A 16,854-nucleotide genomic window follows, 5' to 3' on the forward strand; every position below is an offset into this window, starting at 1 on the left:
ATAGATCATTTTTTTATACTCAATATAAAGTGGAGGAATAAAAAATGTTAAAAGCGGTTATTTTTGATATGGATGGATTAATGATTGATACAGAAAATGTCACTTATCAATGTTATAAAGATGTTTTAAAAACAATGAACTTAGAAATGACAAAAGAGTTTTATACAACTTTATTAGGGCGTACTATGGAAGCAACAAGACGCGCAATGTTTGATCAATATGGCGAAGATTTTCCTATTGAAGAAGTTGCGAAAAAGGTACATCAGTTAATGGATGAACAATTTGCAAGAGATGGTGTTCCATTAAAAGATGGTCTTGTTGAATTGTTGACTTATTTAAAGGAACATCATTATAAAACAATGATTGCTACTTCAAGTCGTCGTGAAAGAGTCAATGCTTTATTAACTGATAATGGCATTCTCAATTATTTTGATGATGTGATCTGTGGTGATGAGGTCGAACATGGAAAACCTGCTCCCGATGTTTTCTTGAACGCTTGTCAAAAGTTAAATGTTCAGCCAAGTGAAGCCCTTGTCTTAGAAGATAGTGAAGCAGGTATACAAGCAGCCCATAACGCTCATATATCTGTGATTTGTATTCCAGATATGAAATACCCTGATGAAGATTATGCTAACAAAACAACTTGTATTCTTGATTCACTTCATCAAGTTATTGATTATATTGACAATTTATAAACATAAAAGATTATCAGCCTCAAAAACTGATAATCTTTTTTCATTGATCATTTTTTCTATTCTTTCGATTCTTTCTTTGACGATAAGCTCGAATAGCCTTATTTCTCGTCGGTATCCCAACCCCTAAAAGCAACACAACCATGAGTATTGTGAAATCCATTGATGATTCTCCTAAAATTCTTTTTTATTCATAATAGATAGACTGACTTTTAAAGAGACCAACATAATTAAAAATCCAATCATCAAAAGAATCACCATAAACATTACTGGACCTAAAGCATCAATAGCTAAAATCAATGGAAGAACATTAATATGAAAGATTTCCACTATTTTCATAACCACAAATCCAATCACAACAAGGACACCTACACAAGCAATGAGAGCATATCTTCCTTTTTCTCCACCAAAACGAAGATGAACAGGTATCATCAATGATTCTATGACAAGAAACATCGGTAAAATCACGAAAGCTCCAATCAACATATCTGAAGTCACAGGCTTCCCCTGAACAATAAGCATCAAGCTACATATCATCACTGATACTATCCAGGCTCCTGTTCCTAAAATCAATCCATAAACATACTTTTCTAAAACATAAGTTTTTCTAGAAAAAGGAAGTGTTAATAAGAATGGATAACCATTATCAAATTCATCATAAGAAATCGTACTGACGGTAAATAATGATAAAATCAATGTTATAAAACCAATCATAAAAGTTGGATCTTGCGAACTGATTGATATCAAACATGCCACAACAATAATAATGATAAAGAAATTCTTTTGCATTAACATCAATTTAAAATCTTTAATCAATAAACCTTTCATGATTTTTCACCTCTAATCATCATTGTCATCACATCATCAATATGACTATTTTCTAATACAATATTAGGATAATTTTCTCTATAATATTGTTTTTGATGAGTCAAACAGCTATAACCATAACTTTCTTTTTTGTATTTTAAGATATACGCCTTATCCAACTGTTCAAATTGCTGATCATCTACTTTTAATAAAGCATATTCACTTAATAAAACATCCGTCTCTTCATGCATAATCACTTGACCATTATGAATCATATAGACATCATCACAAAGTGTTTCTAAATCACTGGAAATATGAGAACTGATTAAAATAGCTCTTTGATCATCTTCTGCCATATAATCTCTCATCATATCAAGCAATTCATCTCTCGCAATCACATCTAGCCCCGCTGTTGGTTCATCCAAAATCAACAGTTGAGCCTGATGACTCATCGCAACGATAATTTTCAATTTTGCTTTCATCCCTGTAGAAAATTCTTTGATTTTCTTATTTTTAGGCAATTCAAACTGATTCACCATACGTAAGAAAAATGATTTATCAAATCGTTTATATAAATTCTCTAATATAGGAATAATATCTGATATTGTTAAATATCCACTAAAACCTGAATCCGATAAAACAACACCTAATAACTGTTTATCCTCTTCATTCAAAGCAGATTGACCAAATATTTCAATTGATCCTCCATCACATTGAATTAACCCTAAGATAGCTTTAAATGTTGTACTCTTTCCAGCTCCATTTTGTCCTATCAAGCCAGTGACATAACCTGGTTTGACTTCTAAAGAACAGTCTAATGAAAATGAAGCATAATTCTTTTTTAAATGTTTTACCTTTAACATAATTAACCCTCCAGAATCATCTCAAATAAACTCTTTAATTCTTCATCACTGATTCCACATCTTCTACCTTTTTGAATGGCCATTTCCAAATCGGCTTCGATTTCCTTTTTTTGTTCTTCTAATAACAATTCACGATTATTCGCACTCACATATGTTCCTTTTCCATGAACTGTCACTACAAACCCTTCTTCTTCCAAGTTATCGTACGCTTTCTTGACAGTCAGGGCACTTATTTTCAACTCTTTTGAGAGAGTACGAACAGATGGTAACTGATCATTTTCTTTAAGTTTTCCTTTTCTTATCATTGTTTTGATTTGATCAACAACTTGTTCATATATAGGTGTCATTAAAGAATGATTAATAATAATTTTCATTTTCTCCCTCCTGTTCATAAACAGTATATAACAGTATGAAACTGTTGTCAACTGTTATATGCTGTTATATTAAAAAAGAACTATTTTCATAGTCCTATAAATTCTTTGTATAATTATAATGCGACATTTCATAACCATTTTGTTCATAAAAATGATGAGCCTGTTTTCTATATGTAGATGTTGATAATTCAATTTGTTCTAAATGAAGATCAATCGCTTTTTTCTCTATAGCCTGTAATAACTGTTGTCCAATACGTTTGCCTCTACATTCTGGTAAAACAACCAGTTCCACAATTTCTCCTGTATCTTGATTATGATGTAAATAATGATGAATCTGAAAGCTTAAAAACCCTAATATTTTATCTTGTCGATAAACCAGATATATCACATCATTACTATTGATTCCCTGGTGATAAGTTTGTTTAAAATGATCATAATCCAATTTCTGATTTTCTAATATACACATTAAGTCATAAATCTCATCACAATCTTCTAATCTTGCTTTTTCAATCATATAAACCCTCTTTTCTCTATATTTTATTATATCATAGGTATTGAACAGCTTTCGACAATATTATACAATCATTATGGTGATTTCATGAAAAAAATAAAATTATTTGTTTGTTTGGTCCTTTTGCTTGTTGGATGTCAACCGCAACCACAAACACAACCTCAAAAAGAAGAAACAAAAAACACAGTAAGCTGTCATTTTATTGGTGATTTATTATATGAGAAGCCTTATTATGACTGGATCGAAGATGATAGCCAAGATAAAGGCTATTATGATTTGGTAAGACCTTATCTACAAAATGATGATTTATCCATTGCTAATCTGGAAACACCTATTGGTGGTAAAGAACTGAACATTTCTGGGACAGGCTATTCTTTTAATGCTTCTCGTGAAATTGGTAAACAGGTAGCATCGCTTGATTTAGAAGTCGTTTCAACTGCTAATAACCACGCTAATGATCGAGGAAATCAGGGCATTGATAATACCCTTGATTTCTTAAAAGAAAAAGATATTTTAGCTGTGGGCACTTACTATAATCAAGATGATAGAGATCAAGGAAAATATATGACTATTCATGGAATAAAGTTTGGTTTTGTATCTTATACATATGCAACAAATCAAATTGTCAGTGATGAAAATCAAGCCAAAGTTGCTTTATTTAATCGTCCTAGTGACCGAAAAATGACACAGGCATATAAAGATTTATTAACGAAAGAAGTGACTCAAACTAGAGAAAACTGTGATGTCTTGATTGCAATGATGCATTGGGGAAATGAATTTACATATGATATTTCAACTCAACAAGAAGAAGTATCTCAATTGCTTAGTGATTTAGGTGTTGATATTATTATTGGTAATCATTCTCATTGTTCACAACCTATGGAATGGATCAATAATAATCGCACTTTATGTATGTATTCTCTAGGAAATTTTGTAAGTGCAGACCCTATTGTCGATCGTACTCACCAGGAATTTAAAAATGCATATAATGTTTCAATGATGGTTTCACTTGACATTGTAGAAGAAAATAATCAAATTTCTATTCAAAACATTGACTATATCCCTGTTATCAATTACTATGATGAACATTTACAAAACTTTAAACTTATTCCTTATGATCAATATACAACTCAATATGAAACATCACATTATCATTATCATAATGGTCTGACAAAAGAATGGATTCAACAAACTTATCAAAAACTTATACCTGAAAAGCTATCAAATCATCAACTTCAATAAATAGCTTTATAAAATGATAACCGCACTCAAAGTGCGGTTATTTTTTAATCTAAATCTTCACCATTTGTTTCAATAACTTTTTTATACCAGTAGAAAGATTCTTTCTTACGACGAGAGAAATCTCCTGTTCCATCATCATATCTTTCAACAAAGATAAATCCATATCGTTTAGCCATTTCCCCTGTTGAAGCAGAAACCAAATCAATGCATCCCCAAGGTGTATAACCTCTTAAATCAACACCATCTAAAACAGCTTCATGCATTTGTTGGATATGACTTCTTAAATAATCTATACGATAATCATCGCGAACTTTACCATCTTCATCTATCTTATCATAAGCGCCTAATCCATTTTCTACGACAAAGATTGGTTTTTGATAACGATCCCAGATTTCATTTAATGAATAGCGAAGTCCAATTGGATCAATTTGCCATCCCCAGTCACTTGCTTTTAAGTATGGGTTTGGAACCCCACCTAAGATATTTCCTTTACCAGATTCTTTAGATTTGTCAGCCGTTTGACAATTTGACATATAATAAGAACATGTGTAGAAATCAACTGGTCCAGCCGCTAAAATATCATCATCACCCGGTTCCATATGTACTGTAATGTTGTTGTCTTTAAAATATCTCTTGATATAGTTAGGATATTTTCCACGACATTGAACATCACTACAGAACCAGTTCATTAAATGCCCTTTTTGTTGGTTCACGATTTCATCTTCTGGGTTACAAGTTAAAGCATAACTTGTTGCCATAATTTGCATACATCCTACTTGATAATTTGGATCAATTTCATGAGCCATTTTTACAGCTAAAGCACTGGCAACAAATTGATGATGTAATCCTTGAAAACGATTGTTTGGATTATCAACCTGATCCATAAAATCCATTGTTTTGATTTCGTTTAAAATCCCTTGAGATAAAAATCCACCCATTGGTGTTGTCGCACTATTGATTTCATTGAATGTTAACCAGTATTTGACTTTTCCTTTATAACGTGTAAAGATAGCTTTACAGAAATTTAAATAACAGTCAATCATTCTACGATCAGCCCAACCATTCCATTTCTTTGTGAGATGGAATGGAACTTCATAATGAGAAATAGTCACCATTGGTTCAATACCATATTTTAAACATTCATCAATTAAACTTTCATAGAACTTTAATCCTTCTTCATTAGGTTGTTCTTCATCACCATTTGGAAAAATTCTTGTCCATGCGATAGAAAAACGATACATTTTAAATCCCATCTGGGCAAACAATGCAATATCTTCTTTATATCTATGATAATGATCAATTGCATCATGACTTGGATAAAATGTTCCTTCTTCTAAAACAGGTGTAATTCTTTTACTAACGGTTGCTGTTCCACCAGTACAAATATCTGGACAAGAAACACCTTTTCCTCCTTCTTGCCATCCTCCTTCTAATTGATTGGCAGCAGTTGCTCCACCCCAATAAAATCCTTTAGAGAAACTCATATTTTTTACTCCTCCTTTTTGTACTTATTATAATTAAAAACTCATTTTATTTCGCTATATTTTCAAACAATGAAAGAAATATATTATTCTAAAGCCCCTTTAACTTTCTTTCTTGTAAGAAGTCTGTTTTGCCGATTAGCCAAAGCATCCCTTCTTCCTTGCAGTAAAATCTTTCTTCCCTGTTCATTTCGTGTATAAATCAGCTCATATCTTCCAATATAAGGTTGCATACACTTTGCAAAAATCATCGCATCTTCTTTACGTTTAGAAAAAACATCCGGCACAACAAAATAACGATTTGTTTTTGGTCTTTGATGCTTATTGTAGAGAATATAACGTTGATTATCCATTTCATCAAAAAACTCATTCACACATTTCGCAAACAACACCTTATCATGAGCTGTTCCACCACTCAAATAAATAGAATAGAAAACTGCTTGGGATTCTGTTTGTACACGACAGTTCAACAACTCAAACATATGCATATTGAGCATAGCCTGATAAATGCCATCACCAAAAGCCTGTAAACGATTTAAAGGATTTCTCCAAGTCAAAACTTTCTTCAATTTCAAAAATACAGTCATTAACCCAACCATCACATAAGTCACTAACAAATACATGATATACGTACTCGTTATTTCAAAAAATACCATCAATGCAATAACTACAATAAATGCTAAAATAAAACTGACAATCATAATCATCATATGTCTTAAAGCATCATATAATAAAACACTTGTTATATTCTGGTCTTCTGTTTCAATCTCATCAACAACTTCAATCTTATCATAGATGGCTAAAGAACGTTGCCATCTTTCTTTTAACTGATTGCGTTTAGATGATAATGCTAACATTTTTTGATTTGTTGTTTTGATATGTGCACGTGTTAATGGATATTGAATGGCTGTTAATCTCTCAATTCCATTTTCAATAAAATCTTTTTCATAATGCAAACCTAAAAAATGTTCCATTCTTCTTTTTAAATTTTCAAAATCACTTTCATTGTCTTCAATAAATTGACGACGATTAATAATTCCCTTATGAGGTGGAATACAAACCAGATGCCAGATATGACTGACTTTATCTGGATCTTTAACATATGTACGAATAGCTCTCCCACGCATTTGATTGCTTAACATAAAAGAACCTACAAAACTCGCAAGAATTAAAGTGTTGACACAAGGAGAATCCCATCCTTCACCAAGTAATGATTTGGTTCCAATGAGTATTTGAATATCTTCCTGTTCAAACAATGTACTCACTGCTTTAATGATATCTTGATGATTTCCTTTCATTTCCACTTTCACATAATCATCGATCTTCTTTAATGGTTGAAAAACTATACGATCCTTTTGTTCTACAAGTTGTTTTAATTGTTCTTGAAAACATGCAGGGATGATAATCATTGAACCACATAATACTGCCAAACGAAAAGGTTGAACCTGCTGAATACTTTCCCTTCTTAACATTTCAAAGAATGGCAAGACGCCTAAAGCATGAACATTCATACTTTCATCACCAATGGCTTTTTCATACTCTGCTTTAATATAATCTGTTAAAATCAGAAGTTTTAAATTCTTTTGCATATTTTGATATTCATGATTGACAATCACTTTGATACTTTCACATTTCCCCACTGATGAAATCATCATCTTTTCAAAAGCTATATCGACTTGCATAACGACTTTCTTTTTATCAATCATCCCATAAGATTTTATATATTGATATAATTCTTGAAAATCTTCTTCTAAAATTGTATAAGAATCACAATCATCAAAGAAAAAACCTTGTAATAATATTTCCATCCATTGAATAGACATAGGTTCCAGTGTCTTTGTTCCTAATATTTTCAAATATGCTTGAGGATAAGACAAGTGCTGACTTTCTAAATAAATCAATAAAGACGATAAATAAGCCGGTTTTTCTAAGGCTTGATCTAAATCTTGAACAGATTGTACGTAGGGATGAGATAAGACTGCCTGTTGAAATAAAGAATTTGACATGAAATAATCAAAAACAGTTTGTGCATCTTCTTGAAACTTTTTCATCTTGGCTTCTTCTTTAGCTGTTGGATAATTAAAGTAAACATAATCTTGATGAGGACATAAACTCCCCTCTTTTACAAGTTCTGGTACAGTAATTTCTACATCAATATCTCCACACATATCCAGATACCTTGTCCACATTGCCGGTGTTGAATCATAAGGTGGTGTCGCTGTTAGAGAAATAGTAAAAAGCGAAGACGATATTTCTTTTTTAAAATCTTCTAAAGCCTTCCACCATTCTGTTTTTAAATGATGGCATTCATCTAAGCATAAAGTTTGAATCCCTGCTTCACGAACTGCATCAATCAATGAATAATCTTGATAATCCATATTTTCTTCATCATCTTGTTGACTCACTTTTTTCATGGCACTATGAATAGATTGATATGTCGCTACATTGATTAATTTTAGATGTTTTAAATCTTGTGATATATAATCTTCACTTTTTAACCCCTTTTTTAAAAAAGCTTCATTTATTCTTGATACCCATTGTTGACGTATTGTAATCGTAGGTACCAGAATTAATGTAGGCTGATTGACTAATCTTATGATTTCTATTCCCAATGTTGTTTTCCCAGAACCTGGAGCTGCAACAATATGTATTTTCTGATCCTTCTTCAAAATATCTAATTGATCTAATATTCTTTGTTGATAATCTCTCCAGACTCCCTGAAACTCCAAAATATCTTGACAATTCATTTTGATCACCTTCTTTTTTATTATATAATAAAAGACCATTAATGACATCATTAACAGTCTATTCATTTTATTTTCTAATCGTTTGTACAGCAATACATCCTGGTCCACCTTGAGCAATAAAAACAGGTGAAAGTTCATAAATCTCAATCACTGTATTTTCAAATGTTTTTTGTAACTGTTTGACAACATCCTGTGCCTGTTGTAAAACTCCTGCATGCGTCACATAAATCTTAAAGTCTTCATTAACACCCAATTCTTGAAAAGCCTTGATAATTTCTTTAATAGCACTTTTTAAAGTTTTTTTCATCGCATATTTTTCTAATCTTTTCGCATCTTTTGTTGTTGTCATAATAGGGGTAATCTTCAACATGCCTCCCAGTGTTGCTGCTAATGGTGTTAAACGTCCACCACGTTTTAAAAATCCAAAATCCTGTGGAATTAAAAACGATTTTTCACAAGCAATACTTTTATGCAGTTCTTTCATCATATGATGAATATCCATGCCCTTTTCTTTTAAAGCGACAGCTTTTTCCACTAAATATCTTTGTGGTCCACATAAAGTCATAGAATTAATCACATGAATATTTTCACTATGATCTACACTTTCTTTCGCACTCACTGTACTTTGATATGTTCCAGATAGACCATCTGCCATATTAATCACAAGAATATCTTCATTTGGATATTTTTCAAACATTTCCATAGTTTCTCCAATGGAAGGTTGTGATGAACTTGGAATATGTCCTTCCTTAACAATTTCTAAAAACTCCTGACTTGATATATCCACATATTCTTTATAACTCTTTTTATCAGCAATAACATTTAATGGTAAAACATCAAAACCTAATTTCTTCCCTTCTTCAGGTGAATATAATGCCCCAGTATCCGTAATAATTCTCATACTCATTCTCCTCATATGTATTATCTCTATTTATAAATTAACAAATATACATTTGAATGTCAATATAAATGTAGTTTTTAAAACCATATTTAATAGAGAAGTAAATCTATTGATAATTTTATTAAAAATATCGAAAATTATTTAAATTATTTTATTACAGTAGTATTATATAAGTAGAAAGAAGGAATAGATATGTTCGTATTTACAATCAAAACTATCAAATCACAAAAGAAGAATTATCTACTCTATTTTGTTATGATGACGTTGTTGTTTGCATTTGAATTTTGTTTTATTGCTATGTTTGATTATTTAAATCAACTCTTACTTGATCCCATAATCTTCATGGCTATCAGTTTTATCCCCTTTATGTCATTATTTATTTCTGTTGTTTTAAGTGCTTTTTTATCTCAATACTTTATTCAAAGTAAACAACATGAATTTTCTATGTTATTGATGTTTGGAAGAAAACCTAAAGACCTTTTCATTTATCTGTTGATTCAATTTGGTACGATACTACTTACAGCATTTATCATAGGAATAGGTTTAGGTATTTTACTTATTGAAATGATCAATATATTCTTAGCCAATCATTTCACTTTTTTCTATAGTATACCTTATACCATTTTTATTGATGTATTTGTTCTGATCTTTACTCTTATTATTGTTTTTGCATTAAGTGCCAAACAATTAACTTATATTGACTGTCATATGATGGAAACACTTCATCAAAAAACCACACAAGAAATCGCTCCTTATCAAATCTTCATGAGTCGTCATTACTATAAACGTAAAATTCCATTTTCTCGTATTTTCATATCCATTATTGAAATCATCATTCTTTTCTATTCCATTGATGCCCTTGTTCATAATACAATACTCCAAAATAAACTCATCTATTTTCTCTTATGTTTTTCATCCATCATATATCTTTCTAATCAGTTTATTCCCCTTATATTTGATTTATTCCATAAACAAATCACTCATCATTCTCTCCTCTTTCACTCTCTTACAAGTTATATGTATCTTACCCATCAGCTCTTATCCATCACAAACATCCATTCCATCGTTTTACCTTCACTTTTTATGTTATTGATGTTATGCGATCCAAATAATCATATCACACTACTGGTTGTGCCATGTTTTATAATGTTATTGATATTATTGTTGATGTGTATTGTGATGAAATATATGTTCTATCTACAATCTCTTAAAAAAATATACGCAACACAAGGAGCTTTAGGATATAGTATACGTCAACTTTTTCAAATATCACTTTTTAAAAACTTATTCTTTTTCCTTTTCATTGTTTTGATTCCTTATCTCTATATTCATTATTTAGGACAATATATTATTCAAAATCAGATTTTAGAGAGTCAAATCATGTATGGTTTAGAAATATTTTATTTCATTTCTTATTTAATTTTTATGGTTTCTATGATTTATAAAGAAAAACAATTCATGAAGGAGGCAACAAGTTATGTCAAATATCTTAATCGAAGCGAATAACATTTCTAAGGTTTATGATCCTGATATTCTTTTAAAAAGAGGGAAAAATATATATGCATTAAATAATGTCAATTTTGAATTACAAAAAGGTGATTTTATAAGTATTATGGGACCTTCTGGTTCAGGAAAAAGTACGTTATTAAATTGCTTATCTACCTTAGATCAACCTACATCTGGACATATTCAAATCTTTGGAAAGCATTTATCAAAACTTCATCAAAATGATCTATGTGAATTTAGATTTCAAAAATTGGGATTTGTTTTTCAAAATCATAACTTAATTCCTTATTTATCTATATTTGATAATATTGCGGCTCCTCTTATTTTAGGACATCAACAAAATCAAGAAATTGAAAAAAGAATTCATGAACTCGCAAAAATGTTAGAAATTGAAAAAATACTAGATAAGTTTCCTCATGAATGTTCTGGTGGTGAATGTCAAAGAACAGCCATTGCTCGTGCCCTTGTCAATCAACCAGAAATCTTGTTTTGTGATGAACCTACAGGTAATTTAGATTCTAAAAATTCTCATAAACTCATGACCTTTTTATCTCAACTCAATCAACAAGAAACAACGATTGTCTTAGTCACACATGATTCCATGATTGCCAGTTATGGAAAAACAATGATGTATCTTTATGATGGTGGAATCAAAACAGTGATTCATAGAAATCAAGCAACTCAAAAACAATTTTTAGAACAGATTAATGAGATTATTCATCGTGATACTCTTTTGTTTGAATTTGATCAGACACAACCTCAATTACAATCATCTTCTCACCAAATAGAAGTTCAAGATCAGGACATTGCTTTTGTTTCTAGACAAACCGTCTATATGGTAATGGAAGGTATTAAAAGCGATGAAAACATTCTTAAAAACAGTACACCTTTATTCATTGATAGTACACAAATATCATATAAAAACAAAAGAAATGATTCTATTCAATTTAATTTACAAGATATTCAAGAAATACGTATGAACCTTTCTGCTCACTTTGTTAATTTTGGACTTCTTAGTCAATATGTATTTCATATCCTTTTAGATTGTGTCAGTTCAAAAGGTGTCTATCAATTGAAACTGAAAAACAGAGATGATTTTATCTACTTTATTCATTATTTCCATCAACTTCACATTCCTATAGATGATCCTCGCCATATCGAAGAAACCTATCAAAAATATCCCGATGATTACAGTCGTCAAAAATATTATCAAAGAACACATAAAGATCTTATTTCTTATAAATCGTAAAACAATATAGTCAAAAGCATCACTTCAAAGTGATGCTTTTCAATTAAAAAGATATGCTTAACAACATATCTTCTATTCTTCTTCAATGACACCCATTAATTCTAAAAGACGATTTAAATCTTTAGTATCAGTGTATTTTAATGTAATCGTGTGTTCATCTACTTTTATCTTCGTACGATATTTTTTACGTAACAATCCTTCTACATAAACATATTCTTTAGGCTTCACTTCTTTTGGTTTGGCTTTTCTTGCTTCTTGAAGTTTAATCCCTTTCACAATATCTTCGACTTCTCTTACAGATAATTGTTGATCAATGGCTTTTTTTGCAACTTCTAAAGCTTTCTTTTCATCAATGGTAATTAAAGGCTTAATATGTCCCATTGTTAATGTTCCATCTAGAACATAATCCTGTAATTTTTGTGGCATCTTTAAAAGTCTGACAGTATTGGCAACATGGGCTCTTGACTTTCCAATACGTTTCGCCAATTCTTCCTGTGTCAAATCCAGTTTTTTCATCATTGTCTGGTATGCCTGTGCTTCTTCAATCGCATTCAAATCTTCTCTTTGAATATTTTCCAATAAGGCAATCTCCATCATCTGCTGATCTGTAAAATCCACAATAATCGCAGGAACCTCTGCCAATCCCACAATCGAAGCAGCACGATAACGTCTTTCTCCCGCAACAATCTCATAACCCTGTATTGCCTGTTTTAAAATAATAGGCTGAAAAATACCATGTTCCTTAATAGATTGTGCCAACTCATTTAATTTTTCTTCATCAAAATGCTTTCTCGGTTGATATGGATTAGGACGAATCTGATCTATAGGAACTTGTATTTGAGCAAACTGAGAAGGCTTCTTCTCAATCGCATCAATCATTGTTTGAATATCTTCCCCTTGAAATAATTCATTTAATCCTTTTCCCAAACCACTTTTTTTCTTTTTACTTGCGGCCATTACGTTTCACCACTTCCTTTGCCAGTTTTGCATAAGCCTTAGCTCCTTCTGAATGAGCATCATAATCAAAAATATTCAATCCTTCTGATGGTGCTTCCGATAATTTAATATTTCTAGGAATCACGACATCATATACTTTTTCTCTAAAATACTTACGAACTTCCTGTGAAACTTCTACCCCTAAATTCGTACGGGCATCTAACATCGTTAATAAAACACCTTCAATTGTCAAGTTTTCATTAAATACTTTTTGCGTTAATAAAATTGTATTTAATAATTGTGTTAAACCTTCCAAAGCATAATATTCACATTGAACAGGAATCAACACAGAATCAGCTGCAGTTAAAGCATTGGTGTTTAATAAACCTAATGCTGGAGGACAATCAATAATCACATAATCATACTGATTTTTATAATCACCCAATGCTGATTTTAGTCTTTGTTCTCTGCCTGATTTGACTTGTGACAATTCAATTTCCACACCAGCCAAATCAATATTTGCTGGAACAATGTCAAGGTTATCAACACCAGAAGCAATACGAATCTCTTTAATTGGCATTTGTTGTGTAATAGCGTCATAAATTGTATATTCCAAAGATGAGCGGTCAACACCCAATCCCTGTGTTGCATTAGCTTGAGGGTCAATATCAATCAACAAGACTTTCTTCCCCATATAAGCAAGAGCTGCACTTAAATTGACACTTGTTGTTGTTTTTCCAACACCACCCTTTTGATTTGTAACAGCTATAACCTTTGACATTTTCTTTCCTCCTTATTTTTTCATTCCAATCTTTTCACCCATCAATACACGTGTTTCATCATGCTGTAATGAGTGACACACAATATCTTCATCTATTTCAACTATATCTTTTTTCAATAAAACAACAATCGTTGAACCACCAAACTCAAAATAACCTTTTTCATCACCACGACAAAAAGAATCAAGCGAATGATTAACAATCTTACCAACCATCATAGCCCCAACTTCCATATAAATTACATCATCAAAATGCAATGTATGTAATAAAGAGTAACTACGAGAATTTTGTTTATAAATAGGGTAATAGTCATTAGCGATAGGATTCACTGTATGAAAAACACCTTTTATATAAACATCTTCTTCTTTAGAACCATCATCAATAAAACAATAACGATGATAATCATCAACCGATAAACGAAACACCAGACATGTTCCCCCATCATATTGTTGAGCCAGTTCATGGTTCCCTAATAAATCTGATAAAGAATACATCGTATCTTTAATCCACAATTTTGTATCTTCTCCAATGCGATAATACGTTAATTTAGAATCAGCTGGAGCAATCAAAACATGATGATCTTGACATATGGGTCTTGCTTCTTTTTTGATTTGTCTTGTAAAAAAATCATTATAACAGCGATAATCCTGTTTTTCATATTGACTCATATCAATATGATAATTTTGAATAAATGGTTGAATTTGACGTTTTGATAAACGACTATTCATATACAATCCACCTATATGGGTAATAAAAGGAAGGGTTAACACTTTCAGTGCACATCTTCCTAAAAAATGACTATATAATAATTTTAATAAACGATTTTGACTTTGATTGACTTTTAATTCCTGTCCTTGACGATTCACAACTCTCATAACATGATCAATCCTGTACAAATCAATATACCAACAACTAACATGACCAAAATTCCTTTTAAACCAGGCTTTCTCACTTTAAAATTAATAACAAATGCCCATGCTGTAATAAACATAACCCACGCATATATACTATATGTCATTTCCACTGTCAAAAAATGTCTTAATAAACAAACAGCTGGAAATATTAAAGATGCACTTGTGACAGGTAACCCTTGATAATATTTTCTTTTTTCAGTTGTTGTATTTTGACGCATTTCTTCAACAACATTAAAATACCCTAATCTGCTAATAGCACAAAGTGCATAAAACGCAAAGATAAAAAACCATAGCCAAGTTACACCACACACAATAGAATCCATCATGGTATAACCAATAATAGCTGGAAATATACCAAAACTAAACATATCAGCTAATGAATCAATTTGTATTCCAAATTTTCTTTCTTCTTCTGTTCTGTCTTTCTTTGTACGTGCCACCATTCCATCAAAGGAATCAAATGCACCACTTAATAATAAGCAAATAAGTGCTCCATTAAAATTTCCTTTAAATGCTAAATGTGTTCCAAATAAAGCACTGATTAAACTTAAATAAGTTAATATGACAGTATAATTATAAAAACCAATCATATCTTTCTCCCACACTTTTTATTTTAACGGTTGTATTATAGCATACTTCTCCATGTTTTTATAGGACTTTTCTATAATAGAAGAAATTTCGTGAATTGTCTACAAAAAAAGAGTCCGATTTTTCGAACTCTTATGACATTAATCAATCATGATTGTGTTGTTGTTTTCAATAGCTTTCATATCCTGTTTTGGAATTGAAATTCTTAAAACACCATCTTCAAATTTTGCTTTAATATCACTCTGTGGAACACTTTCTCCTACATAGAAGCTTCGACTCATGCTTCCTGCATATCTTTCCTGTCGGATATATTGTCCATCTTTATTCTTTTCATCTTTATTCAAGTTCTTCTTAGCTGAGATTGTCAAATATCCTTGTTCAAATGTCAATTCCACATCCTCTTTCTTAAAGCCCGGAAGATCTACATCCAATTCATATGTTCCTTCTGTTTCTCTTACATCTGTTTTCATCATATTTCTTGAATGTTTTCCATATAATGGATTCTTCTTTCCAAAGAATTCCTTATCTAAATCATCAAACCAGTCATCAAATAAACTTTCTCCAAAAATACTAGGCATTAACATAAATATCACCTCTTGAATAACAATTCTAAGCATTGTTAGAGAATGAACAATGTTTGATATGAGAAGTAAGGATTGCCTTTTTTATTCTCTTTCCTTATTTCTATTTATATTATAGCCCTCTATTTTAGCAGAGTCAAGCATTGAGTGCTAAAAACATTTTTTCACACATTATGTCAACATATAATCATATGAATTTATTAAAAATCTGTATTTACAAGAGTTTATCTAATTCCATTAATAATCTTGATTTCATTATCCTTAATTCTTCATTTGTAGGACAGTTAGAATCATCATACATTTTTTGCATTGGATACCACCAGACAGGTCCCTTACCATTATTACCATATTTTCCTAAATCACCATTGACTCTTGGAAATAAATGCCAGTGAAGATGTGTATCTCCATTTCCTAATAATTCATAGTTCATTTTTTCTGCATTAAAAGCTTTAGAAACTGCTTCAGCTACAATAGACATTTCTTCTAAAAACTTCATTTTTTGCGTTGGTTCCAAATGAAATAATTCTGTTTTATGATCTTTATATAGAAATAAAGTATATCCCTTAAAATGCTGATTATCGCCAATAACCACATAACCAGTTTCAAGTTCTTTTACAAAATATGGATTTGTACCATTCTTTATCATTTTTATTCTGTCGCAAATTAAACACATTTTAATCACC

General features: G+C 31.0%; 17 protein-coding genes. 4 read left to right on the forward strand and 13 right to left on the reverse strand.

Going from position 1 to position 16,854, the window contains the following annotated elements; translation table 11 throughout:
• Positions 1 to 44 precede the first annotated feature (44 nt).
• Entirely contained in the window at positions 45 to 695 is a 651-nt protein-coding gene (locus tag ACGHJ8_RS12310; RefSeq protein WP_211963021.1) for an HAD family phosphatase, read from the forward strand.
• Positions 696 to 866: 171 nt separating this feature from the next.
• Here ACGHJ8_RS12310 and ACGHJ8_RS12315 read toward each other — a convergent pair whose 3' ends face one another.
• The 4 genes from ACGHJ8_RS12315 to ACGHJ8_RS12330 all read right to left on the reverse strand — a co-directional run bounded on the left by ACGHJ8_RS12315 (position 867) and on the right by ACGHJ8_RS12330 (position 3,250).
• On the reverse strand, positions 867 to 1,520 hold the full coding sequence (locus tag ACGHJ8_RS12315; protein ID WP_211963020.1) for an ABC-2 transporter permease: 654 nt from the start codon (positions 1,518 to 1,520) through the stop codon (positions 867 to 869).
• Positions 1,517 to 2,362: an ABC transporter ATP-binding protein gene (locus ACGHJ8_RS12320; RefSeq protein ID WP_211963019.1), complete on the reverse strand. Its 846-nt coding sequence runs from the start codon at positions 2,360 to 2,362 to the stop codon at positions 1,517 to 1,519. Before ACGHJ8_RS12320 ends, ACGHJ8_RS12315 begins: the two co-directional genes overlap by 4 nt.
• A 2-nt stretch (positions 2,363 to 2,364) precedes the next feature.
• The gene (locus tag ACGHJ8_RS12325) at positions 2,365 to 2,736 is read right to left on the reverse strand and encodes a GntR family transcriptional regulator (RefSeq protein WP_087358280.1); all 372 of its coding nucleotides are present in this window, start codon (positions 2,734 to 2,736) and stop codon (positions 2,365 to 2,367) included.
• 94 nt (positions 2,737 to 2,830) lie between these two features.
• A complete protein-coding gene (locus tag ACGHJ8_RS12330; RefSeq protein WP_087358279.1) occupies positions 2,831 to 3,250 on the reverse strand; it encodes a GNAT family N-acetyltransferase in 420 nt (139 codons plus the stop codon).
• Positions 3,251 to 3,334: 84 nt separating this feature from the next.
• Here ACGHJ8_RS12330 and ACGHJ8_RS12335 point away from each other — a divergent pair, with 84 nt between their 5' ends.
• A complete protein-coding gene (locus ACGHJ8_RS12335) occupies positions 3,335 to 4,489 on the forward strand; it encodes a CapA family protein (RefSeq protein ID WP_087243923.1) in 1,155 nt (384 codons plus the stop codon).
• Positions 4,490 to 4,533: 44 nt separating this feature from the next.
• Here the strand turns inward: ACGHJ8_RS12335 and ACGHJ8_RS12340 are convergent, their stop codons facing one another.
• The 3 genes from ACGHJ8_RS12340 to ACGHJ8_RS12350 all read right to left on the reverse strand — a co-directional run bounded on the left by ACGHJ8_RS12340 (position 4,534) and on the right by ACGHJ8_RS12350 (position 9,618).
• Positions 4,534 to 5,973, reverse strand: a complete 1,440-nt coding sequence (locus tag ACGHJ8_RS12340) for a glycoside hydrolase family 1 protein (RefSeq protein ID WP_390540625.1) — start codon at positions 5,971 to 5,973, stop codon at positions 4,534 to 4,536.
• An 83-nt stretch (positions 5,974 to 6,056) separates the two neighbouring features.
• Positions 6,057 to 8,717, reverse strand: coding sequence for a DEAD/DEAH box helicase family protein (locus ACGHJ8_RS12345; RefSeq protein WP_390540627.1), 2,661 nt, complete (start codon positions 8,715 to 8,717; stop codon positions 6,057 to 6,059).
• A gap of 67 nt (positions 8,718 to 8,784) precedes the next feature.
• Positions 8,785 to 9,618, reverse strand: coding sequence for a DegV family protein (locus ACGHJ8_RS12350; RefSeq protein ID WP_390540629.1), 834 nt, complete (start codon positions 9,616 to 9,618; stop codon positions 8,785 to 8,787).
• A gap of 192 nt (positions 9,619 to 9,810) precedes the next feature.
• Here ACGHJ8_RS12350 and ACGHJ8_RS12355 point away from each other — a divergent pair, with 192 nt between their 5' ends.
• Both ACGHJ8_RS12355 and ACGHJ8_RS12360 read left to right on the forward strand, forming a co-directional pair.
• The gene (locus ACGHJ8_RS12355; RefSeq protein WP_390540631.1) at positions 9,811 to 11,124 is read left to right on the forward strand and encodes an FtsX-like permease family protein; all 1,314 of its coding nucleotides are present in this window, start codon (positions 9,811 to 9,813) and stop codon (positions 11,122 to 11,124) included.
• Positions 11,096 to 12,373, forward strand: a complete 1,278-nt coding sequence (locus tag ACGHJ8_RS12360; RefSeq protein WP_390540633.1) for an ABC transporter ATP-binding protein — start codon at positions 11,096 to 11,098, stop codon at positions 12,371 to 12,373. Before ACGHJ8_RS12355 ends, ACGHJ8_RS12360 begins: the two co-directional genes overlap by 29 nt.
• A 72-nt stretch (positions 12,374 to 12,445) precedes the next feature.
• Here the strand turns inward: ACGHJ8_RS12360 and ACGHJ8_RS12365 are convergent, their stop codons facing one another.
• The 6 genes from ACGHJ8_RS12365 to ACGHJ8_RS12390 all read right to left on the reverse strand — a co-directional run bounded on the left by ACGHJ8_RS12365 (position 12,446) and on the right by ACGHJ8_RS12390 (position 16,817).
• The gene (locus tag ACGHJ8_RS12365; RefSeq protein ID WP_390540635.1) at positions 12,446 to 13,330 is read right to left on the reverse strand and encodes a ParB/RepB/Spo0J family partition protein; all 885 of its coding nucleotides are present in this window, start codon (positions 13,328 to 13,330) and stop codon (positions 12,446 to 12,448) included.
• On the reverse strand, positions 13,317 to 14,090 hold the full coding sequence (locus ACGHJ8_RS12370) for a ParA family protein (RefSeq protein ID WP_087360438.1): 774 nt from the start codon (positions 14,088 to 14,090) through the stop codon (positions 13,317 to 13,319). The genes ACGHJ8_RS12365 and ACGHJ8_RS12370 overlap by 14 nt, the downstream gene beginning before the upstream one ends.
• A gap of 12 nt (positions 14,091 to 14,102) precedes the next feature.
• On the reverse strand, positions 14,103 to 14,963 hold the full coding sequence (locus ACGHJ8_RS12375) for a phosphatidylserine decarboxylase (protein ID WP_390540637.1): 861 nt from the start codon (positions 14,961 to 14,963) through the stop codon (positions 14,103 to 14,105).
• Entirely contained in the window at positions 14,960 to 15,592 is a 633-nt protein-coding gene (locus ACGHJ8_RS12380) for a CDP-alcohol phosphatidyltransferase family protein (protein WP_390540639.1), read from the reverse strand. Before ACGHJ8_RS12380 ends, ACGHJ8_RS12375 begins: the two co-directional genes overlap by 4 nt.
• A 138-nt stretch (positions 15,593 to 15,730) precedes the next feature.
• On the reverse strand, positions 15,731 to 16,207 hold the full coding sequence (locus ACGHJ8_RS12385) for an Hsp20/alpha crystallin family protein (protein ID WP_390540641.1): 477 nt from the start codon (positions 16,205 to 16,207) through the stop codon (positions 15,731 to 15,733).
• 178 nt (positions 16,208 to 16,385) lie between these two features.
• Positions 16,386 to 16,817 carry an HIT family protein gene (locus tag ACGHJ8_RS12390; RefSeq protein WP_390540643.1) on the reverse strand — a complete coding sequence of 144 codons (432 nt, stop codon included), beginning with the start codon at positions 16,815 to 16,817 and terminating at the stop codon, positions 16,386 to 16,388.
• Positions 16,818 to 16,854: the final 37 nt, after the last annotated feature.

This window comes from Massiliimicrobium timonense, assembly GCF_042850985.1.
Lineage (GTDB): Bacteria > Bacillota_I > Bacilli_A > Erysipelotrichales > Coprobacillaceae > Allocoprobacillus.